An 18,614-nucleotide genomic window follows, 5' to 3' on the forward strand; every position below is an offset into this window, starting at 1 on the left:
GCCATTTTTTTGGCAAGGCTCAGTTGACCAGCAACACCGCCTCGACCCGGCGGTTCAGTTCGCGGCCTTCCGGGGTGGCGTTCGACGTCAACGGCGCCAGATATCCCACCCCTTGCGCCTGTACCCGGTCGGGGGCAATGCCGTGCCGTTCGATCAGGCGGGTTCGCACGGCCTGGGCACGGCGGGTGCTGACATCGATATTCGCCTGCAGGTCTCCGGTGTCGTCGGTGTGGCCGACCAACGCCAGCCGCGCCCCCGGATTGTCCGCCAGATAGGCGGCCAACAAGGCCAACGAAGCAAACGGACCTTCGCCCAGAGCGACGGCGCCGGATTCGAAACTCAAATCATCCAGGATAACATGGCCATCGCGCGTCAGATCGGACAGAAGGCCGCCTGCGCCCTGAACCGTCTCTTCGACCACCAGGGGCGGCGGTTTTGCGCCTTGGGGTGTGACGCGGATCATCTGCAGATACCCATCGGGTGGGCTGCGGCTGACCAGCAGGGTCAGCACTTCTTCGCCGCGCGTCGCGGACAGAAAGCGATAATCGTTGATGGACACGTTCATGTCGGGGGTCGGCACCACCTCGATGGCAAAGCGGAAATCGAAACCGCCGCAGTTGCGGGCCTCGCATTCGAACACGATGTCATAGCCCTGTGCCTTCAGATGGTCACGCAACGGCGCCAGCAACTGCAGCGTGGTGCTGGACCCCGCCTGCAGGCGCCAGGTGATCCGCTCGACCCGCCCTTCGACCGGACGCACCGGCACCGAGCCGTCGGCAAAAGGCCCGATCGGCATGTCATAGCTGTCCAAGGGGCTGATGCGTTCGCTGACCTGCCGGGCGCTGTCAGGCAGCGTCAGGGTCTGGGCCGCAACCGGCCCGCCCAGCAGCCAGATCAGCAAGGCGGCACGGCGGATCATCGCGACTGGGCGTGGTAGCCGTCATTGGGCTGCATCGCCGTTGCGCTGGCCACCCGGTTGGTCATGTTGAAGAACCCGGCCACGTTGGCGATGTCCCAGATGTCGCGATCCGAGAACCCCACGTCGCGCAGGCGCTGGCGGTCGGGCTCCTCGATCTCGGCGCTGGCGGTGGTCATCTTGGCCGCAAAGTCCAGCATCGCACGCTGGCGGTCATCCAGAGGCGCCACACGGTAGTTCATCACCAGCATCTCGCCCAGTTTGGGATCGCCCGACATCTGCCGCACTGCCGCGCCATGCGCCACCAGGCAATAGAAGCAGCGGTTGATCGACGACACTACGACCGCGATCATCTCACGCTCGAGCTTGGAGAGGTTGCTGTCTGCCAGCATCAGGTCGTTGTACATGGCCGTGAAGGCATTCAGCTTGTCGATGTCAAAGGCATAGGCCTTCAGCACGTTGGGAATCATGCCCAGCTTTTCGGTGCAGATGTCAAAGTACTTCTGCGTTTCGGGCGGCAGCGGGTCCACCATCGGCAGGTTCAGCGCGGTGGGCATGTCGGTGTCGGTCACGGCTGTCTTTCTCCTCTCAGACCAGCTGGCGGTAATGGTACTCTCCGACGTGTTCCATCCCCAGAGAGCGGTAGAGCGCGTTGGCCCCCTCATTCGCCTTGGTGCAGATCACGCTAAGGGTATGGGCGCCATTGTCCAGCGCCCAAAAGGCCGCGGCGCGCATCGCCCAGCGGCCCAGCCCCTGCCGGCGATGGGCCGGCACGATCTCGAGCGCATGCAGCATGGCGATGCCGTCGTGGATGGCCACGAAGGCGGTGCCCGCCGGCTGATCGCGGTGGCGCAGCAACAGGCCGGTCTTGGGGCCGGAGGCGCGCTCCATCACCGCAAGGCGTTCGGGGCCGATGCCCCCCTGCGCCCAGATCTCGCGCATGATGGCCAGCGGCTCCCACAGGGTAAAGACGGTCACCGGCGGCACCGGCTGCTCGGTCAGCCGCGCGACCGGGCAGGCATAGATGTTGACCGGATCGAGGATCTCATAGCCCCGCGCGGCCAGCATTTCGTCCAGTGCCTCATCACCCGGGCGCAGGCAAAAGATGCGTTTCTGGCCCATCGCCTGCATGGCCGCCTCGGCCGCGTCGATATCCGGCGGGGTGACCGGGCCGATACGGCTGGCCGCGGACACGCGCGAGCCGCCTCCCAGCCCTTCGCGCAGCAGGAAAGGACCCAGTTGCGTGTACCGCGCGGCGGGCCATGTGCCGTCGACGACGGCGGCCCAGTCGGGCCTCACAGGTCAAGCTCCCTTGCCAGGCGGGTGATGGCGGCGTCAATACGGGCGCCGTCGGTGCCGCGCACCACCACGTTGGCGCCGAACACGCCGTTGATCTGAAACGGGTAGCAACCGATCGACAGGTCGTCGAAATCCTGCGCCAGGGTCGACAGATTGGTGGCGATGTCGCCCTCTCCCCGGTCTACGCGCAGGGTCTGCGACAACAGTGGCTTGCCTCCGGTCAGGGTGGGCAGCACGCTGGCCACCATCGCCCGGAACACCGAGGGCACCCCGGCCATCACGTGGACGTTGCCCAGGGTAAATCCCGGCGCGGTCGAGACCGGGTTGTCGATCAGCGTCGCGCCATCGGGGATGCGCGCCATGCGCAGCCGTGCGGCGTTCATCTCCAACCCGGCCTGGTCGTAGTGCGCCTGCAGCAGGGCACGGGCATCATCGCGCACGTCGATATGGGCCCCGAAGGCGCGGGCGATGCAATCGGCGGTGATGTCGTCATGGGTCGGGCCGATGCCCCCGCTGGTGAACACATGGTCATAGGCCTGCGACAGCGCCTTGACGGCGGTTTCTATGGCCTCGGCGTCATCGCTGACGATGCGGACCTCTTTCAGGTCAATGCCATGCTTGGTCAATTCCTGCGCCAGAAAGTGCATGTTCGCGTCGCGGGTGCGGCCCGACAGGATTTCATCCCCGATCACCAGCATTGCGGCGGTTGGGTTGGGCATGGCGCGCTCTCCTCTTGATCGACATTTGAGGCAGGTATAGGCCCGTAACCATGCGCTTTCAAACCCCTCTTGTTCCCGCCCGCCTGATCCGCCGCTACAAACGCTTTCTGGCCGATTGCGTGCTGGAGGACGGGCGCGAGGTGACGGCCCATTGCGCCAATCCCGGTTCGATGATGGGACTGGCCGAGCCGGGCATGAAAATCTGGCTGGAACCCAATGACGACCCCAGGAAGAAACTGAAATTCGGCTGGCGGCTGGTCGAGCACGAGAACGGCCATTTCACCGGGGTCGATACCTCGGTGCCCAATCGCGCGCTGCGGGCCGCGCTTGAGGCGGGCGAGATCCCCGAACTGGCCGCCTATGGCACCATCCGGCCCGAGGTGAAATACGGCGAAAACAGCCGTGTCGATTTCCTGTTGAGCGAGGCGGGGTTGCCGGACGCCTATGTCGAAGTGAAAAGCGTGACCCTGTCGCGCCAGCCCGGTCTGGCCGAATTTCCCGACAGCGTGACCGCACGCGGCACCAAGCATCTGGGCGAACTGGCGGCGATGGCGGAGGCCGGGTACCGAGCCGTCATGCTGTATCTGGTGCAACGCACCGACTGCAAGCGGTTCGAGCTGGCCGCCGATATCGACCCGGCCTATGCGGCGCAATTTGACGCTGCGGCAGCGAAAGGGGTTGAACGGCTGGTCTATGCGACCCAAATCACGCCCAAAGGCGTCTGGATCGGCAACAAACTGTGACGCCCGCCACCGCGCGCCCTCTGGCACTTTCTGCACAAGCAGCGTAAAGAGGGTATCGCGCGCAACAATTGGAGCCCCGCGTTGATGAAGGAACATCGTGGCCGCCTGACGAAGGACGGCATCCGCATTTACGAACAGGCTGACTTTGCCGGCATGCACGCGGCAGGGGCGGTTGCGGCGCGGATTCTGGATGACATCGCCGAGCATGTCTTTCCCGGCCAGACCACGGGCGAGATCGACCGGATCATCACCCGGATGGTCGAGGATGCCGGCGCCAAGTCGGCCACCATCGGCTACAAGGGCTATCAGCACGCCAGCTGCATCAGCGTGAACCACGTGGTCTGCCACGGGATCCCGGGCGAGAAGAAGCTGAAGGATGGCGACATCCTGAACATCGACGTGACGGTGATCGTCGATGGCTGGTTCGGAGACACCAGCCGCATGTATGTGGCAGGCAAGCTGCCGCGCAAGGCCGAGCGGCTGATCCAGGTGACCCATGACGCCCTGTTCAAGGGGATCGAGATGGTCAAGCCGGGCAATACCTTCGGCGATATCGGCCATGCCATCCAAGCTTACGTCGAATCGCACCGCATGAGCGTCGTGCGCGATTTCTGCGGGCACGGGCTGGGCCGGGTGTTCCACGCGCCGCCGAACGTGCTGCATTACGGCCGCCCGGGCACCGGCGCGGTTCTGGAAGAGGGCATGTTCTTTACCATCGAGCCGATGGTCAACCTGGGCCGCCCCGAGACCAAGACGCTGTCGGATGACTGGACGGCCGTGACACGCGACAAGTCGCTGTCGGCGCAGTTCGAACATTCCGTGGGTGTCACCGCGGACGGGGTCGAGATCTTTACCCTGTCGCCGGGCGGCAAGTTCCACCCGACCTACTGATCTTGATCCTGCTGTGCGCGCCATAGGGCGAGCAACAGCGTCTCTTGCCCCCATGGCGTCACCGCGTCCCGGATGAAGACGGGCGCGCGGCGCGGTTTGGGTTCTGGCCCTGTCTCGGTCTCGGCACTCTGCGCGGGAACCAGCGGGAAAATGGGCATGGCGTGGTCCATGACCCGCAACATAGCACGCCGCGGCCCCGGGTCCAAAAAAGGGCGGTTCAGCCCCGCCACATCAGCGAGATATGGGTGTCGCCGTATTTGCGCGCATCGTGCAGCGTGAAGCCCTCGGGCGGGGCCATCGGGGCGTTCTCTTCCCAGACCACCAGCGCGTCATCGGCCAGCCAGCCGCCCTTGAGCGCCGCGGCAAGCGCCTTTTGCCCCATTCCTTTGCCATAGGGCGGGTCGAGGAAGATTAGGTCGAAAGGTTCCCCGGGATTGTCGCCCAGCCGTGTCGCGTCGCGGCGGATCAGTGCGGTGCGGTCGGCGCTGCGGGTCAGGTCGATATTCTTGCGGATCAGCCCCTGCGCCACCCGCCCATCATCAACCAAGGTGACATGCGCCGCGCCGCGTGACAGCGCCTCGAGCCCCAAGGCACCAGTGCCGGCGAACAGGTCCAGCACCCGCAGCCCATCGAAGTCGACCAGGTGGTTCAGCACGTTGAACAGGCTTTCGCGCACCCGGTCGGTGGTGGGGCGCAGATGCGCACCCGCGTCCCCCTTGCCGACCGAGGCCAGCGCCCGGCCCCGGAAATCTCCGGCGATGATCCTCACGCCTTGAGCAGCGGCTTCAGATCCGCTGCGGGGTCGGCTACCACCGCCGGATCGGCGGTCTTGCCCGCGTCGATCAGGCGCTTGCCGACCATGTAGGCGCGCGGGTCGTTCATCGCGTCCACCGCCAGCAACTGATCGCCCCGGTAATACCAGAACGAGGTGGTCGCCCCCTCGCCCGGTCGGGTAACCACCCGGTCATAGCCCGTGTTCAGCCCGGCGATCTGCAGCTTCACGTCATACTGGTCCGACCAGAACCAGGGCGTGGCCACGTAATCCTTGCCCGCGCCCAGCATGTTCTGCGCCACCACCTCGGCCTGGTCGATCGCGTTGGGCACGCTTTCCAGACGGATACGTCGGCCCTTGTAGGGGAACGAGGCACAATCGCCCGCCGCCCAGATATCGGGGGCAAAGGTGCGGCCCTGCGCGTCGGTCTTGATGCCGTTCTCGATGGCAAGGCCGGCAATCTCGGCCAGTTCGGTGGCCGGGGTGATGCCCACGCCGACCACCACGAAATCAACCGCCAGTTCCGTCCCGTCGCCAAGCACCGCGCCGGTGACCTTGCCATTCTCACCGGTGATCCGTTCCAGCCCGACGCCTTCTCGGATGTCCACGCCATGGGTGCCGTGCAGCGCGCGGAAATAGTCGCTGGTCTCGGGCGCGGCGACACGCTGCAGGATGCGGTCGGCCATCTCGACCAGCGTCACCTGTACGCCGCGCTTGGCACAGACGGCTGCGGCCTCGAGCCCGATATAGCCGCCGCCCACGATCAGCGCCCGAGCGCCTTCGATCACGGCGGGGGCCATCACGTCCACATCGGCCAGCGTGCGCACCACATGCACGCCCTCCAAGTCTCCGCCGATCGCGGCGGGCAGGCAGCGCGGATGCGAACCGGTGGTCAGGGCAAGCTGGTCGTAGGAGATCACCTCGTCGCCGATGGTCACGGTCTTGGCCGCCGGGTCGATCGCCGTCACCTGCTGACCCAGCCGCAGGGTAATGTTGTTTTCGGCATAGAAACTCTCGGGGCGCAGGAACAGCCGTTCCAATTCCATCTCGCCCAGCAGGTAGGCCTTGGACAGCGGCGGGCGCTGATAGGGCAGCACGGGCTCAGCCCCGATCAGGGTGATCGCCCCGTCAAACCCGCCCTTGCGCAGCCCGGCCACCAGTGACGACCCCGCCTGTCCGGCTCCGATCACGACGATATGGCTCATCTGGTCCGCCCCCTGTCGATTTCCCGTGGCTTGTGCCACCCGCCCACCTATATTGCGGCAAGGAGCGAGTTTGCAATTTCAATCGACAGGAGCATGAAGATGATTTCAACCGGCGACACCCTGCCCGAAGCAACCCTGATCCAGATGGGCGAAAACGGACCGGAAGAGGTGCGGCTCTCCAGCAAGGTCAAGGGCCGCAAGGTGGTGATCTTTGCCGTGCCCGGCGCGTTCACCCCCACCTGCCACTCGGCCCATGTCCCCAGCTTCATGCGCACCAAGGACCAGTTCGCGGCCAAGGGCGTTGACGAGATCATCTGCGTGTCGGTCAACGACCCCTTCGTGATGAAGGCCTGGGGCGAGGCCACGGGTGCGACCGCGGCAGGGCTGACCATGCTGGCCGATCCGGCCTCGGAATTCACAAAGGCGATCAGCATGGATTTCGACGCCCCGCCCGCCGGCCTGATCGCGCGCTCCAAGCGCTATGCGATGCTGGTCGAAGACGGCAGGGTCGTGGCGCTAAACCTCGAGGAAAGCCCCGGTGCCTGCGAGATTTCGGCCGGAGAAGGCCTGCTGGCGGTTATCTGACCGCTAAAAGGAAACCCAACCGCAGGTGCCCGCCCGGGCGCCTGCAAATGGCCGGATAAACGGCAAGGAGGATCTTGATGGCCTACATGAAAACACTGGCTGGGATCGGCGCCATGGTCGCTCTGACCGCCTGCGAGGTGCCTCAGTCTCCTGTCGTTACCGGCCCCGACGGGCAGGCCCGCATCCAGATCAACACATCGGGTCTGACCTGCTATCAGACGCGCTGCCTCGACATCAATCCGGCCGCGCGCAGCGTTCGGATGGTGGGCAACCGCACCACAGGTATTCCGCGCGAAATAGATGTCAGCGATGGCACCGTGACCCCGGCCGAGTTCCAGCGGCTGGGTGAGGTTGCCCTGCTGGCCGGCGGAATGGGGTCGCGCGGCGACCGCGGCTAGAGCAGGCTGTCCATCTTGCGCGCCAGCTTGGCGTCCTGAGACGACAGGCCGCCCACGTCATGGGTGGTCAGAACCACCTCGACCGTGCGATAGACGTTGGACCATTCGGGGTGGTGGTTCCACTTTTCGGCAAAGATAGCCACCTTGGTCATCCAGCCAAAGGCATCGACGAAATCGTCGAAGATGAAGGTCTTGGTGATCGCGTCGCGGTCCTCGACCATGGTCCAGCCGTTCCTGAACAGCGGGTCCAGCAGCGGGCCGCGGGTCTCGGTGGACAGAAGTTCGCTCATTGCCGTTCCTCCGGGTTGGCTTTTCTGAACGGGCCGTAATCCGTCAGAATCTCGATCTCTTCCCCTACCGCGCGGGCTTCGGCCTCGAGGTACCGCGCGACGGCGTCCGCGAAGCCGGGATCGGCGATCCAGTGCAGGCTGTGCGTGCGCGTGGGCAGGTAGCCGCGCGCCAGCTTGTGTTCGCCCTGCGCGCCGGCCTCGACTCGGGCCAGCCCCTGCGCGATGGCAAAGTCGATCGCCCTATAGTAGCACAGTTCGAAATGCAGGCAGGGATGATGTTCGGTGCAGCCCCAATAGCGCCCGAACAAGGTTTCGCGCCCGATGAAGTTCAGCGCGCCGGCCACCGGGTATCCGCCCCGCTCGGCCAGCACCAGCGCCACGTCATCGGCCATGGTTTCGTGAACGATGTCAAAGAATTGCCGCGTCAGATAGGGCGAGCCCCACTTGCGCGCGCCGGTATCCTGATAGAATTCCCAGAACGCGTCCCAGTGTTCGGGGCGCAGATCGGCGCCGGTCAGGGTTCGGATCTCGCCGCCGAAGGCGTTGGCCTGCGCCCTTTCCTTGCGGATGTTCTTGCGCTTGCGCGAGGACAGGGCGGCGAGAAAATCGTCGAAATCGGCGTAGCCGTCGTTCAGCCAGTGAAACTGCTGCGAATCGCGCGCCAGCAGGCCCATCTGCTGCCCGGCCAGCGCCTCGTCCTGGGTGCAGAAGGTGATGTGCAGCGACGACAGGCGGTTGTCGGCGGCCAGTTGCACCGCCCCCTGCACCAGCGCCGACATGGCGATCCCGTCATAGCCGGGCCGTGTCAGGAACCGCCGTCCGGTGGCCGGGGTGAAGGGCACCGCGATCTGCAGTTTGGGATAGTACCGCCCGCCCGCATTTTCATAGGCATGGGCCCAACTGTGATCGAAGATGTATTCGCCCTGGCTGTGCGACTTGGCATACATCGGCGCGGCCCCGATCAGCAGGCCGTCCAGATAGGCGGTCAGGTATTGCGGCTGCCAGCCGGTACCCCGCCCGACCGATCCGCTGTCTTCCAGCGCGCGCAGGAACCGATGCGTGGTGAACGGGTCCAGTGGGCGGGTGCCGTCGGCGGCCTCGGGGCAGGCGCAACTGTCCCATTCGGCCGCCGGGATCTGATCCAGCGTCGACAGAACCCGGATCTCGATCTGTGACTGGTCCATGTGCCCTCCTGCGTCCCCCTGAACTATCTGTGACGCCGGCAGCCGGGTTCAACCCGGAATGGCGGCCAGATAGTTTTCGAAGGTCACGTTGTCGGCCACCTTTCGCGCCTCGGCCTCCTGTTCGGCCGAGCGCACCGTCCAGCACAGGATCGGCACGCCTTGCGCCTTCAACTCGGCGACGCGGGGTCGGGCCAGGTCCTGCACCTCGTGGCTGATGAAGCTGGCGCCAACCCGGTTGAAATCGGGGATGTCGCGCAGGTGGTCGCAGACCTCGGCCGGCAGATGCTCGACTTCGGGCTTGTAGGAACAGGTCGTCAGCCCACGCGGAATCTCCGGCGCCAGCCGGGCCAGCTCGGCCACGGAGTTGGGGTTGAACGACATCAGCGCGACCGGACCGTCATAGGACTTCAGCAGCGCGACCGCATCCCGTTCCAGCCGCCCGTCCAAAGGCCCCATCGCACCGTGCTGATCCTTGAACTCGATCAGCAACGGCACGCGGCCCGCCACCAGTTGCAGAACTTCCTCAAGCGAGGGGATCCCCTCGTCCCCGTGCAGCAGCGGAAGGTCTGCGGCCTCGGCCCGGGTGATCTGCTGGATCGCGCCGGACTGGCCGGTCAGGCGCGTCAGGTCATAGTCGTGGAAAACCATGGCATGGCCGTCCGACGTCATCTGCAGGTCAATCTCGATCCCGTAGCCCGCAGCAATGGCGGCCCGGATGGCAGCCCGGCTGTTTTCCGGGCGGGTCTGGCGAATGTCATGCAGCGCCCGATGCGCAATCGGCGCGCCCATGAACACACGAGGCAGAGACGGTGTCATTGGATCTCGAAAATCCCTTCGATCTCAACCGCGACGCCCAGCGGCAGCGACGCGGCGCTGACGGCCGAACGCGAATGGCGGCCGGCTTCGCCCAGCGCCTCGACCAAGAAATCGGACGCGCCGTTGATCACCTGCGGCTGGTCGGTGAAATCGGCGGTCGAGTTCACGAAACCGGTCAGCTTGATCACACGCACCAGCTTGTCGATGTCCCCGCCGCAGGCCGCCTTGACCTGGGCCAGCAGGTTGATGGCACAGACCCGGGCCGCCGCCGCACCGGCCGCGACATCCATATCGGCGCCCAGCTTGCCGGTGATCAACGCATCGTCCTTCGAGATCTGGCCCGAGACATAAACGATGTTGCCTACCCGCACGAACGGCACGTAATTGGCCGCCGGCGCCGGGGCGTCCGGCAGGGTCACGCCCATGGATTCCAGTTTTGCCGCGATGCTCATGTTCTTGTCCTCAGCTTCCGGTCTGTTTTCGGGACGCTAACCGGGAACGGGATTCGCGAAAAGACGCAAAACCGTCATTTCCCCGCCAGTCTGCGAAACGGCGCGTTTTCTCTTGTCCCCGAGGTGTTGAACGCCGGCCACTTTACCTAGCGGATGTGCGCAGGTAACACGCTAGGAGTTTCATTTCGGGCAGAAAGCAACTATCTGCCGGAGAATTGGGCCGGTGCGAACAGGCCAAGAGTATTGATTGAGTGTCCGGTTGCCTTACATCCGGGCGAACGGGAGTGAATGAGACCGTGTCGAGCCGGATCCGTTTCAGACATGTCGCCCTTGCCGCGTTTTTGGCGGTGCTGTCGGCTTGCGCCAGCCAGCCACAGGATGCCGCGACGCGGGGCGAGGTTTTCGACCCCTACGAAAAAACCAATCGGGGCATACACAAGTTCAACCTGGGCGTGGACCGATTTCTGTTCCGCCCGGCGTCCAAGGGCTATGTCAAGATCGTGCCCGACCCGATGGTGACCAGTTTCAACAACTTCGCCGAGAACATTACCTTGCCCGGGCAGGCCGTCGATTACCTGCTTCAGGGCAATCTGAAACAGTCCGGAAACGCCCTGCTGCGCTTCGTGATCAACTCAACTGTCGGTGGGTTCGGCCTGTCCAAACCGGCAGACGAGCTGAACCTGCCGCAGGTCGATACTGATTTCGGCGAAACCTTGCATGTCTGGGGTTTCGGCGAGGGCGCCTATGTCGAGCTGCCCTTCTACGGCCCGTCCACCACGCGCGACGCGGTCGGCGTGGTGGTGAACCTGTTCACCAACCCGATCGACCTGGCGCCGACCCGCCCAGCCGACAACCTAGGCCTCTATGCCGAGGTCGTGCGCCGTATGGGCGATCGGGGCAGGTTCTCGGACACTGTCGATTCTATCCTCTATGAAAGCGCCGACAGCTATGCGCAGGCGCGCCTGATCTATCTGCAGAACCGCCGGTTCGAACTGGCACGCGACGATGAAGATACCTATCTGGATCTGTACTCGGACCCCTATGCCGACCTTGATGGCGATCCGGCCGCGGACGCCTATCTTGACCCCTACGAGGACCCCTATGCCGAATGACACATTGACCCGCCGCGGTTTCGTCTCCACCGCCCTGGCCGGCGTGGCGGCAGCCACCCTTCCCCTGCCCGCGCTGGCCCTGACCGAGGCATCGGCCAAGGTCTTGGTCGACAGGGTGGTGGCCGAGATCAACCGCGTCATCGAATCGGGCAAATCCGAAAGCGCGATGCTGCGCGATTTCGAGAAGATCTTCGTGCAATACGCCGATGTGCCGATCATGGCGCGCTATGCGCTGGGGGCGGATGCGCGCAGCGCCAGCCAAGCGCAACTGCGCGAATTCACCAAAGCGTTCCAGGGCTATATCTCGCGCAAATATGGCCGCCGGTTCCGCGAGTTCATCGGCGGTCAGGTCACTGTGAAATCGGCCCGCAAGATCAAGGCCGGATACGAGGTGCGCAGCACCGTCAAGCTGCGCGGCGAAGCCCCGTTTGAGGTAACCTTCCTGGTGTCGGACAAATCGGGCCGCGACAAGTTTTACAACATGTTCATCGAAGGGGTGAACCTGCTGCTGACCGAGCGCACCGAGATCGGCGCGATGCTGGATGCCCGCAAGGGTAATCTGGATCAGTTGATCCGCGACCTGAAAACCACCGGCTGACCCCGCCGGACCGAACCGCAAAAATGCCGCGCATCCGATATGCGCGGCATTTTCGTGCCCGAATAAGCGGCTCAGTTCAGCCGCTCGCCCGTGTCCTTGGCGAAATACGACACCTTGCTCATGTCAAAGGCCAGGTTCAGCATCTGCCCGGCCCTGGCGCTGGTTTCGGCATGCAGACGCGCGGTCACTTGTTTGCCGCCCAGTTCCGAAACGACATAGGTGTCCGCCCCCGCCGGCTCGACCATATCGACCAGGCAGGCAGCCTCCTGCACGCCGGCGCCGGCGCGGAACCCGGCCTCGGCGATGTCCTCGGGGCGCAGGCCCAGGATCACCTCTTCAGGCAGGTGCAGATCGCGCGTGTCCGTCAGCACGATCGGATCGCCCCCCGCACGCGCGATTGCGACCTGCGTGCCGGTCCCGTTGCGCTGGACCCGCGCCGGTATCAAATTCATTGCCGGCGACCCCATGAAATCGGCCACGAACAGGTTGGCGGGGCGGTTGTAGATCTCGGCCGGGGTGCCGATCTGCTGCACCACGCCGCCCTTCAACACCACGATCTTGGTGGCCAGGGTCATCGCTTCGATCTGATCATGGGTCACATAGACGATCGAGGCATCCAGCGTCTGATGCAGCTTCTTGATCTCGGTCCGCATCTCGACCCGCAGCTTGGCGTCGAGGTTCGACAACGGTTCGTCGAACAGGAACAGCTTGGGGTCGCGCACCAGCGCCCGGCCCATCGCCACACGTTGCCGCTGGCCACCCGACAATTGGCTGGGGCGACGGTTCAGCAACGGCTCGATCTGCAGAAGCGCGGCGACCTCTTTCAGCTTGGCGTCTTGTGTCGCCTGATCGACCCCGCGCACCTTCATGCCAAAGGTGATGTTCTTGGCCACCGACATGGTCGGGTACAGGGCGTAAGACTGGAACACCATCGCGATGTCGCGGTCCTTGGGGCTGACATGGGTCATGTCCTTGCCGCCGATCGACAGCGTCCCGCCCGAGATCGGCTCGAGCCCGGCAATGCAGTTCAGCAGGGTCGACTTGCCGCAGCCCGACGGCCCGACCAGCACCAGGAAATCGCCCGGTTCGATCGAGATGTTGATGTCCTTAAGAATCTCGGTTGCGCCGTAATTCTTGTACAGGTTTTTGATATCGAGGATGGGAGCCATGGGTTATCCCTTCACGGAACCGGCGGTCAGGCCGCGGATGAAATACTTGCCGGCAACGACATAGACGAGCAGCGTCGGCAACCCCGCGATGATCGCGGCTGCCATGTCGACGTTGTATTCTTTGACGCCGGTGGTTGAGTTGACGATGTTGTTGAGTGCCACGGTCACGGGCTGCGTGCCCGCTTGGCTGAACGAAACGCCGAAAAGGAAGTCGTTCCAGATCTGGGTGAACTGCCAGATCACCGTCACCACGATGATGGGCAGCGACAGCGGCAGGAAGATCGACCAGAAGATCCGCAGGAACCCGGCCCCATCCACCCGCGCCGCCTTGGTCAGCTCGGCCGGAATGGTGACATAGTAATTGCGGAAAAACAGCGTGGTGAAGCCCAGCCCATAGATCACGTGGACGAAGATCAGGCCCGGAATGGTGCCCGCAAGCCCCATCAGCCCCAGCAGCCGCGCCATCGGCAGCAGCACAACCTGGAACGGGATGAAGCAGCCAAACAGCATCAGCGAAAAGATGATGTTGGCCCCGCGGAACCGCCACTGCGCCACGACATACCCGTTCAGCGCGCCCAGCAGGGTCGACAGGATCACCGCCGGCACCGCGATCAGCACCGAGTTCCAGAAATAGGGCCGCAACCCTTCGCACTGAATCCCAGTGCAGGCACTGGACCAGGCGGTTTTCCACGCCTCGAGCGTGACGTCGCGGGGCAGTGCGATCAGGCTGCCGGTGCGGATCTCCTCGAGGCTTTTCAGCGAGGTCGTGACCATCACGAACAGCGGCATCAGGTAATACAGCGCGAACAGGCCCAGCAGGATATACAGCAGCCAGCGCAGCGCGGTCTTGCCGGCCGTGCCCTGCGCACGGGTTCGGGGCATCGACAGATCAGTCATTTTTCGCCCTCAGTTCTGAGTAAAGGTAAGGAACCACGATCGCAAAGACGACCAGCATCATGATCATCGCCGACGCCGCCGCCTGGCCGATGTCGCCCCGCGAAAACGCCATGGCGTACATGTAGGTGGCCGGCAGATCGGTGGCATAGCCGGGGCCGCCGCCGGTCAGGGCGATGACCAGGTCAAAACTCTTGATCGCAAGGTGGGCTAGCACGATGAAGGCCGACAGGAAGATCGGCGCCATCGACGGGATGATGATTGCCGTGTAGATCCGCCAGGTGGGGATGCCGTCGACCTGCGCGGCCTTGATGATCTCGCCATCGACCGAGCGCAGCCCGGCCAGGAACAGCGCCATCACGAAGCCCGAGCTTTGCCAGACCGCCGCCATCACGATCGTATAAATCGCGAAATCGGGGTTCACCAGCCAGTCGAAGGTGAAGTTTTCAAACCCCCAGCCCCGAACGGTGGCTTCAATCCCCAGACCGGGGTTCAGGATCCATTTCCACGCGGTGCCGGTGACGATCATCGACAGCGCCATCGGGTACAGGTAGATCGTGCGGATGAACCCTTCGACGCGGATCTTCTGATCCAGCAGGATGGCCAGCGCCAGGCCCAGTACCATCGCGATCACGATGAACAGCGCGCCAAAGATGTACAGGTTGTTGATTGCCGTGTCCCAGCGGGGCGAGTCGAACAGGCGTTCGTATTGCACGAAGCCCTTGATCTCGTATTTCGGCAGCAGTTTCGAGCGGGTCAGCGATACCCAGGCCGTCCATCCGATGAAACCGTAGACAAAGATCAATACGGCGATGAACGAGGGTGCCAGCACCACCTTGGGCAGGTGGTTTTCCAGCCATTCCGACATTTGAGCCTCCGGGGAGAAAGGTGCCCTGCCCGCGCATGGGGGCAGGGCGGGTTGGAGATCAGTAGCTGTTGGCCACTGCGTCAGCCAGTTGTTGCACGGCCTCTTGCGAGGACATGTCCGAGTTGAAATGCGCGGTCACCACGTCGGTGATCGCACCGGCCTGTGACCCGCGCAGCGCCATGCCGTGGGCATAGGACGGCAGCAGCGAGCCGTTTTCGGACGAGGTCGCCATGTCTTCGGCCGAGATGTTGGCGCACATGTCGAATTTGTCCAGCGACACGTCGGTCCGGGCCGGGATCGACCCCTTGTTCAGGTTGAACACTTCCTGGAACTTGGGCGCGACGATCAGCTTGGCCAGCAATTCCTGCCCGGCGCGCTTGTCGTCACCTTCCACGTCAAACATCGCAAAGCTGTCTACGTTATACAGGTATCCGTCGCCGGGGGTCGAGGCGCACAGGAAATCCTTGCCCGGTTCCTTGCCTGCAGCCAGGAATTCGCCCTTGGCCCAGTCGCCCATGATCTGGAAGGCGGCCTCGCCGTTCATGACCATGGCGGTGGCCAGGTTCCAGTCGCGGCCCGAGAAGTTCTCGTCAACGAAACCACGCAGAGTGCGCATCTGGTCGAACACCTTGACCATCGTGTCCGAGGTCAGCGCCTCGGCGTCCAGCTCGACCAGCGCCTTGTTGTAGAACTCGGGGCCGCCAAGGCCCAGAACGACCGTTTCGAACACGGTCGCGTCCTGCCAGGCCTGGCCGCCATGGGCCAGCGGGATCACACCCGCGGCCTGCAGCTTCTCGGCGGCGGCGTTGAATTCGTCCCAAGTGGTCGGCATCTCGATGCCATTGGCCGCCAGCACGTCGGCATTGGCCCAGATCCAGTCGACCCGGTGCACGTTCACCGGCGCTGCACACCAGGTGCCCTCGCACTTCATGTGCGCCGCGATCGAAGCGGGCAGAACCTTGTCCCAGCCCTCGGCCTCGGCCACGTTCGAGATGTCGGCCAGAACGCCTTCTTCGTACCATTCCTGGATCGCCGGGCCCTTAAGTTGAACCGCGGTCGGCGCGTTGCCGGCCAGAACCCGGGCGCGCAGCGCGGTCATTGCCGCGTCGCCGCCACCGCCCGCGACGGGCATGTCCGTCCAGGTGCCGCCATTGGCCGCGAATTCCTCCTGCAGAACGGCGACCGACTTGGCCTCGCCCCCCGATGTCCACCAGTGCAGAACTTCGGCCTGCGGCTCGGCCATGACCGAGGACGCGGCCAGAACGGCCAGCGACGACGCCGTGGCGAATGCAAAACGTTTCATGTTCGGTATCCTCCCAGAACCTATGTCATACCGCCGTTTGGGCGGCGATGCCGAATATTACCGGAAACAAACCGTCATCAGGCAACGGAAAATCTGGCCCGAACCCGGCGCCGGAGGCAATTTTTCCCGGCTTTTGTTACAGCATGTTACGTTGATCTTGAATCCGTTGCAGTCCGTTACAATTGAGGGCAGCGTCGTAGGGAAACTCAGGGAGGACGAACGTGAGCATTCCACGTTTGCTGGTTGTCGACGACGATCCGGAGATCCGGTCGATGCTGACCCAGTTCTTTCAGCAGAACGGGTTCATCGCCCTGCCGGCCGCAACCGAGGACCAGGTGCGTGCGCACCTGAAATCGGGCCGCATCGACCTGATCCTGCTGGACGTGATGCTGGGTGACGAGAACGGGGTCGAGATCTGTGCCCGCCTGCGCCGAGAACAAGACGTCCCGATCATCTTCGTGTCGGCCCTGTCGGCCGATCACCAGCGCATGGCCGGCTACGAAGTGGGCGCCGATGACTACATCGCCAAGCCGTTCAACCCGCAGCTGCTACTGGCGCGCGTGCGGGCGGTGATGCAGCGCGCGCGGCGCACGCCGTCTCTGGCCTATCGCCGAAGGATCCGTACGTTCCGCTTCGGCGGCTGGGTCTATGACGGAAAACGCGACGAGGTGCATGCCCCCGACGGCTATCAAGTGTCTCTTTCGCAGCGGGAAACCGCGCTGCTCAAGGTGCTGTTGGCCAATCCCCACATCCCCCTGACCCGCGACGAGATCGCCGCCGCGCTGGACGTGACCGGCAGCGGCGACAAGCCCGAGGCTCAGGGCCGCGCCATCGATGTTCTGGTCGGGCGTTTGCGCTCCAAGATCGAGGCCAACCCCAAGGATCCCCAGATGCTGCGCACCGCGCGCGGGGTGGGATACGTCTTTGCCTGCGACGTGGCCGTGGAAGACGAGGCATGACCCTGCGCCTGCGCAGTCTCGGCTGGGTCTGGGCCATCGGAGCCTTCGCCGCCGGATTGCTGGCGGCAGGGCTGTGGTTTGCTTCGGCCCGCAACTGGGACCGTTACCTGACCCGGGCCTACGCAGCCGGGTTTGCCGTCTACGAAAATTTGCGTACCGGGCGCGGCGCCCTGACCGACATCAAGACCACGCCGCTGTCTCCGCAGGCCGCACGGCTGGCAGAGGCCGGCGAGTTCGAACAGCTGCCTGGCCTGCAGGAGCGGCGCTTCGTAACCAACCTGTCGATCCTGACCGACAGTTCCGCGCCGCTGGGCGGGCGCGAATTGACACTGGCCGTGATGTCCGACCGGCTGGTCTATCCGGTGTCCGACATTGTTTCAGGCAGCGATCAGACCGGTCCGCAGAAAATGGGAAACCTGACCCGGCTGCTGGCCACCTATTGCAGCGAACCGGTCCTGATCGCCCGGTACGGCCGCGGTGCTTGGCAGCAGGTGGACGGAACACGGGTCTGGGGGTGCGGTGCCGCGCCGACCGATCTGCGCTTGCCGGCGATCCTAGCGGCGGTCGTAGCCTTGGCCGCTATCCTCACATCGATCGGCAATGCCACCGACAGTTTCGCCCGCTTCGCACAGGCGCTGCGCGACCGGCGCCGGCATGGCGGTCCCCAAAGCTATGACATTGCCGGCCCGGCCGAGCTGCGCGACATCGTCTCGGCCGTGAACGACTATCTTCAGGATGAACGCGCACAGCTGGAAAAACGCGCCACGGTCCTGTCGGGGGTCAGCCACGATCTGGGCACCCCTGCCGCGCGGGTGCGGCTGCGCGCGGCCTTGATCCCCGACCCCGACCTGCGCGAAAAGCTGGAATCGGACGTCGACCAGATGACCGGGATGATCGAAAGCGTGCTGACCTATACCCGGTCGGAGTTGAGCGTCGAGGAACCGCGGCAGATCTCACTGACCTCGCTGGTCGAGTCGCTGGTGGCCGATTACCAGGACATGGACCTGCCGGTGAATCTGCAGCAGATCGCCCCGGTCGAAGTCGAAGGCGCCTCCTCTTTATTCATGTCCCGGCGCGGCCACGCCAGCCTGCCGGAGAGCCGGCGCATCCTGGTGATGGCCCGCCCGATCTCGCTGCGGCGGGCGCTGACCAACCTGATCGACAACGCGCTGAAATACGGTCGGCACGCCAGGGTTGCGCTGGAGACCGATGCCGAAACCGCCACGGTCATCGTCGAGGACAAGGGCACCGACCTGACGGTCACCGATATCGAGGCGCTGATGGCCCCTTTCCGGCGCGGGTCCAACACCGGCTCGTCGGACGGGTTCGGCCTTGGCCTGACCATCGTCGCGACCGTGGCCGAACAACACGGCGGCTCCCTGCGGTTCGAGGCCGGCGAACAGGGGTTGCGCGCCCGGTTCACGATCCTGAGGTGACGCTC

Annotated in this window: 23 protein-coding genes; 8 read left to right on the top strand and 15 right to left on the bottom strand. The window is 64.4% G+C overall.

Annotated elements, in window-relative coordinates:
- Positions 1–19 precede the first annotated feature (19 nt).
- Genes AC2FNS_RS03120 through AC2FNS_RS03135 form a run of 4 tightly spaced genes read right to left on the bottom strand, consistent with a single transcriptional unit; the run spans position 20 to position 2,934 of the window.
- The gene (locus AC2FNS_RS03120; protein WP_496710844.1) at positions 20–919 is read right to left on the bottom strand and encodes an OmpA family protein; all 900 of its coding nucleotides are present in this window, start codon (positions 917–919) and stop codon (positions 20–22) included.
- Entirely contained in the window at positions 916–1,473 is a 558-nt protein-coding gene (locus AC2FNS_RS03125; RefSeq protein ID WP_496689420.1) for a peroxidase-related enzyme, read from the bottom strand. The genes AC2FNS_RS03120 and AC2FNS_RS03125 overlap by 4 nt, the downstream gene beginning before the upstream one ends.
- 31 nt (positions 1,474–1,504) lie before the next feature.
- Complete coding sequence (locus tag AC2FNS_RS03130; protein ID WP_496679967.1) at positions 1,505–2,215, bottom strand: GNAT family N-acetyltransferase; 711 nt, start codon at positions 2,213–2,215, stop codon at positions 1,505–1,507.
- The gene (locus AC2FNS_RS03135; protein ID WP_496710845.1) at positions 2,212–2,934 is read right to left on the bottom strand and encodes a competence/damage-inducible protein A; all 723 of its coding nucleotides are present in this window, start codon (positions 2,932–2,934) and stop codon (positions 2,212–2,214) included. Before AC2FNS_RS03135 ends, AC2FNS_RS03130 begins: the two co-directional genes overlap by 4 nt.
- 50 nt (positions 2,935–2,984) lie before the next feature.
- On the opposite strand from AC2FNS_RS03135, the gene sfsA reads away from it, so the two are divergent.
- Together sfsA and map are read left to right on the top strand one after the other, a co-directional pair.
- Positions 2,985–3,677 (top strand): DNA/RNA nuclease SfsA, encoded by a 693-nt coding sequence (sfsA, locus tag AC2FNS_RS03140; RefSeq protein ID WP_496710846.1) that lies wholly within the window; start codon positions 2,985–2,987, stop codon positions 3,675–3,677.
- Between the two features lie 84 nt (positions 3,678–3,761).
- Entirely contained in the window at positions 3,762–4,568 is an 807-nt protein-coding gene (gene map, locus AC2FNS_RS03145) for a type I methionyl aminopeptidase (RefSeq protein ID WP_496710847.1), read from the top strand.
- Here the strand turns inward: map and AC2FNS_RS03150 are convergent.
- The 3 genes from AC2FNS_RS03150 to AC2FNS_RS03160 are packed head-to-tail and all read right to left on the bottom strand — an operon-like array spanning position 4,562 to position 6,545.
- On the bottom strand, positions 4,562–4,726 hold the full coding sequence (locus AC2FNS_RS03150; RefSeq protein ID WP_496710848.1) for a hypothetical protein: 165 nt from the start codon (positions 4,724–4,726) through the stop codon (positions 4,562–4,564). The genes map and AC2FNS_RS03150 overlap by 7 nt on opposite strands.
- Before the next feature lie 59 nt (positions 4,727–4,785).
- A complete protein-coding gene (rsmD, locus tag AC2FNS_RS03155; RefSeq protein WP_496710849.1) occupies positions 4,786–5,337 on the bottom strand; it encodes a 16S rRNA (guanine(966)-N(2))-methyltransferase RsmD in 552 nt (183 codons plus the stop codon).
- On the bottom strand, positions 5,334–6,545 hold the full coding sequence (locus tag AC2FNS_RS03160) for an NAD(P)/FAD-dependent oxidoreductase (protein WP_496710850.1): 1,212 nt from the start codon (positions 6,543–6,545) through the stop codon (positions 5,334–5,336). The genes rsmD and AC2FNS_RS03160 overlap by 4 nt, the downstream gene beginning before the upstream one ends.
- Before the next feature lie 99 nt (positions 6,546–6,644).
- Here AC2FNS_RS03160 and AC2FNS_RS03165 point away from each other — a divergent pair, with 99 nt between their 5' ends.
- Together AC2FNS_RS03165 and AC2FNS_RS03170 are read left to right on the top strand one after the other, a co-directional pair.
- Positions 6,645–7,130 carry a peroxiredoxin gene (locus AC2FNS_RS03165; protein ID WP_496710865.1) on the top strand — a complete coding sequence of 162 codons (486 nt, stop codon included), beginning with the start codon at positions 6,645–6,647 and terminating at the stop codon, positions 7,128–7,130.
- Positions 7,131–7,207: 77 nt separating this feature from the next.
- Positions 7,208–7,528 (top strand): hypothetical protein, encoded by a 321-nt coding sequence (locus AC2FNS_RS03170; protein ID WP_496689351.1) that lies wholly within the window; start codon positions 7,208–7,210, stop codon positions 7,526–7,528.
- Here the strand turns inward: AC2FNS_RS03170 and AC2FNS_RS03175 are convergent.
- The 4 genes from AC2FNS_RS03175 to AC2FNS_RS03190 are packed head-to-tail and all read right to left on the bottom strand — an operon-like array spanning position 7,525 to position 10,270.
- Positions 7,525–7,818: a 4a-hydroxytetrahydrobiopterin dehydratase gene (locus AC2FNS_RS03175; RefSeq protein WP_496679980.1), complete on the bottom strand. Its 294-nt coding sequence runs from the start codon at positions 7,816–7,818 to the stop codon at positions 7,525–7,527. The genes AC2FNS_RS03170 and AC2FNS_RS03175 overlap by 4 nt on opposite strands.
- Positions 7,815–9,002: a GNAT family N-acetyltransferase gene (locus tag AC2FNS_RS03180; protein WP_496710851.1), complete on the bottom strand. Its 1,188-nt coding sequence runs from the start codon at positions 9,000–9,002 to the stop codon at positions 7,815–7,817. Before AC2FNS_RS03180 ends, AC2FNS_RS03175 begins: the two co-directional genes overlap by 4 nt.
- A 48-nt stretch (positions 9,003–9,050) precedes the next feature.
- Complete coding sequence (locus tag AC2FNS_RS03185; protein ID WP_496679984.1) at positions 9,051–9,818, bottom strand: glycerophosphodiester phosphodiesterase family protein; 768 nt, start codon at positions 9,816–9,818, stop codon at positions 9,051–9,053.
- Entirely contained in the window at positions 9,815–10,270 is a 456-nt protein-coding gene (locus AC2FNS_RS03190; RefSeq protein ID WP_496679985.1) for a RidA family protein, read from the bottom strand. The genes AC2FNS_RS03185 and AC2FNS_RS03190 overlap by 4 nt, the downstream gene beginning before the upstream one ends.
- Before the next feature lie 284 nt (positions 10,271–10,554).
- Between AC2FNS_RS03190 and AC2FNS_RS03195 the strand changes: the two genes are divergently transcribed.
- Together AC2FNS_RS03195 and AC2FNS_RS03200 are read left to right on the top strand one after the other, a co-directional pair.
- On the top strand, positions 10,555–11,382 hold the full coding sequence (locus AC2FNS_RS03195) for an MlaA family lipoprotein (protein WP_496679987.1): 828 nt from the start codon (positions 10,555–10,557) through the stop codon (positions 11,380–11,382).
- Complete coding sequence (locus AC2FNS_RS03200) at positions 11,372–11,980, top strand: MlaC/ttg2D family ABC transporter substrate-binding protein (RefSeq protein ID WP_496710853.1); 609 nt, start codon at positions 11,372–11,374, stop codon at positions 11,978–11,980. Before AC2FNS_RS03195 ends, AC2FNS_RS03200 begins: the two co-directional genes overlap by 11 nt.
- 71 nt (positions 11,981–12,051) lie before the next feature.
- On the opposite strand, the gene AC2FNS_RS03205 is transcribed toward AC2FNS_RS03200, so the two are convergent.
- The 4 genes from AC2FNS_RS03205 to AC2FNS_RS03220 are packed head-to-tail and all read right to left on the bottom strand — an operon-like array spanning position 12,052 to position 16,214.
- A complete protein-coding gene (locus tag AC2FNS_RS03205; RefSeq protein ID WP_496679989.1) occupies positions 12,052–13,149 on the bottom strand; it encodes an ABC transporter ATP-binding protein in 1,098 nt (365 codons plus the stop codon).
- Between the two features lie 3 nt (positions 13,150–13,152).
- The gene (locus AC2FNS_RS03210; RefSeq protein ID WP_496710855.1) at positions 13,153–14,046 is read right to left on the bottom strand and encodes a carbohydrate ABC transporter permease; all 894 of its coding nucleotides are present in this window, start codon (positions 14,044–14,046) and stop codon (positions 13,153–13,155) included.
- Complete coding sequence (locus tag AC2FNS_RS03215; protein WP_496679993.1) at positions 14,039–14,911, bottom strand: carbohydrate ABC transporter permease; 873 nt, start codon at positions 14,909–14,911, stop codon at positions 14,039–14,041. Before AC2FNS_RS03215 ends, AC2FNS_RS03210 begins: the two co-directional genes overlap by 8 nt.
- A 58-nt stretch (positions 14,912–14,969) precedes the next feature.
- Positions 14,970–16,214, bottom strand: a complete 1,245-nt coding sequence (locus AC2FNS_RS03220) for an ABC transporter substrate-binding protein (RefSeq protein ID WP_496710856.1) — start codon at positions 16,212–16,214, stop codon at positions 14,970–14,972.
- Between the two features lie 221 nt (positions 16,215–16,435).
- Here AC2FNS_RS03220 and AC2FNS_RS03225 point away from each other — a divergent pair, with 221 nt between their 5' ends.
- Complete coding sequence (locus AC2FNS_RS03225; RefSeq protein WP_496679997.1) at positions 16,436–17,173, top strand: response regulator transcription factor; 738 nt, start codon at positions 16,436–16,438, stop codon at positions 17,171–17,173.
- Complete coding sequence (locus AC2FNS_RS03230; protein ID WP_496710857.1) at positions 17,170–18,609, top strand: sensor histidine kinase; 1,440 nt, start codon at positions 17,170–17,172, stop codon at positions 18,607–18,609. Before AC2FNS_RS03225 ends, AC2FNS_RS03230 begins: the two co-directional genes overlap by 4 nt.
- The last annotated feature ends 5 nt before the right edge of the window (positions 18,610–18,614 follow it).

The organism is Ruegeria sp. BHSA191 (assembly GCF_059613325.1).

What these genes read in the sequence shown, in the direction of transcription:
- AC2FNS_RS03205 (WP_496679989.1), bottom strand. Translation starts at nt 13,149, where the DNA reads ATGGCTCCCATCCTCGATATCAAAAACCTGTACAAGAATTACGGCGCA.
- AC2FNS_RS03230 (WP_496710857.1), top strand. Translation starts at nt 17,170, where the DNA reads ATGACCCTGCGCCTGCGCAGTCTCGGCTGGGTCTGGGCCATCGGAGCC.
- AC2FNS_RS03150 (WP_496710848.1), bottom strand. Translation starts at nt 4,726, where the DNA reads ATGCCCATTTTCCCGCTGGTTCCCGCGCAGAGTGCCGAGACCGAGACA.
- AC2FNS_RS03200 (WP_496710853.1), top strand. Translation starts at nt 11,372, where the DNA reads ATGCCGAATGACACATTGACCCGCCGCGGTTTCGTCTCCACCGCCCTG.
- AC2FNS_RS03180 (WP_496710851.1), bottom strand. Translation starts at nt 9,002, where the DNA reads ATGGACCAGTCACAGATCGAGATCCGGGTTCTGTCGACGCTGGATCAG.
- AC2FNS_RS03160 (WP_496710850.1), bottom strand. Translation starts at nt 6,545, where the DNA reads ATGAGCCATATCGTCGTGATCGGAGCCGGACAGGCGGGGTCGTCACTG.
- AC2FNS_RS03175 (WP_496679980.1), bottom strand. Translation starts at nt 7,818, where the DNA reads ATGAGCGAACTTCTGTCCACCGAGACCCGCGGCCCGCTGCTGGACCCG.
- map (WP_496710847.1), top strand. Translation starts at nt 3,762, where the DNA reads ATGAAGGAACATCGTGGCCGCCTGACGAAGGACGGCATCCGCATTTAC.
- AC2FNS_RS03170 (WP_496689351.1), top strand. Translation starts at nt 7,208, where the DNA reads ATGGCCTACATGAAAACACTGGCTGGGATCGGCGCCATGGTCGCTCTG.
- AC2FNS_RS03185 (WP_496679984.1), bottom strand. Translation starts at nt 9,818, where the DNA reads ATGACACCGTCTCTGCCTCGTGTGTTCATGGGCGCGCCGATTGCGCAT.
- AC2FNS_RS03165 (WP_496710865.1), top strand. Translation starts at nt 6,645, where the DNA reads ATGATTTCAACCGGCGACACCCTGCCCGAAGCAACCCTGATCCAGATG.
- sfsA (WP_496710846.1), top strand. Translation starts at nt 2,985, where the DNA reads ATGCGCTTTCAAACCCCTCTTGTTCCCGCCCGCCTGATCCGCCGCTAC.
- AC2FNS_RS03125 (WP_496689420.1), bottom strand. Translation starts at nt 1,473, where the DNA reads ATGCCCACCGCGCTGAACCTGCCGATGGTGGACCCGCTGCCGCCCGAA.
- AC2FNS_RS03215 (WP_496679993.1), bottom strand. Translation starts at nt 14,911, where the DNA reads ATGTCGGAATGGCTGGAAAACCACCTGCCCAAGGTGGTGCTGGCACCC.
- AC2FNS_RS03210 (WP_496710855.1), bottom strand. Translation starts at nt 14,046, where the DNA reads ATGACTGATCTGTCGATGCCCCGAACCCGTGCGCAGGGCACGGCCGGC.
- AC2FNS_RS03135 (WP_496710845.1), bottom strand. Translation starts at nt 2,934, where the DNA reads ATGCCCAACCCAACCGCCGCAATGCTGGTGATCGGGGATGAAATCCTG.
- AC2FNS_RS03120 (WP_496710844.1), bottom strand. Translation starts at nt 919, where the DNA reads ATGATCCGCCGTGCCGCCTTGCTGATCTGGCTGCTGGGCGGGCCGGTT.
- AC2FNS_RS03190 (WP_496679985.1), bottom strand. Translation starts at nt 10,270, where the DNA reads ATGAGCATCGCGGCAAAACTGGAATCCATGGGCGTGACCCTGCCGGAC.
- AC2FNS_RS03220 (WP_496710856.1), bottom strand. Translation starts at nt 16,214, where the DNA reads ATGAAACGTTTTGCATTCGCCACGGCGTCGTCGCTGGCCGTTCTGGCC.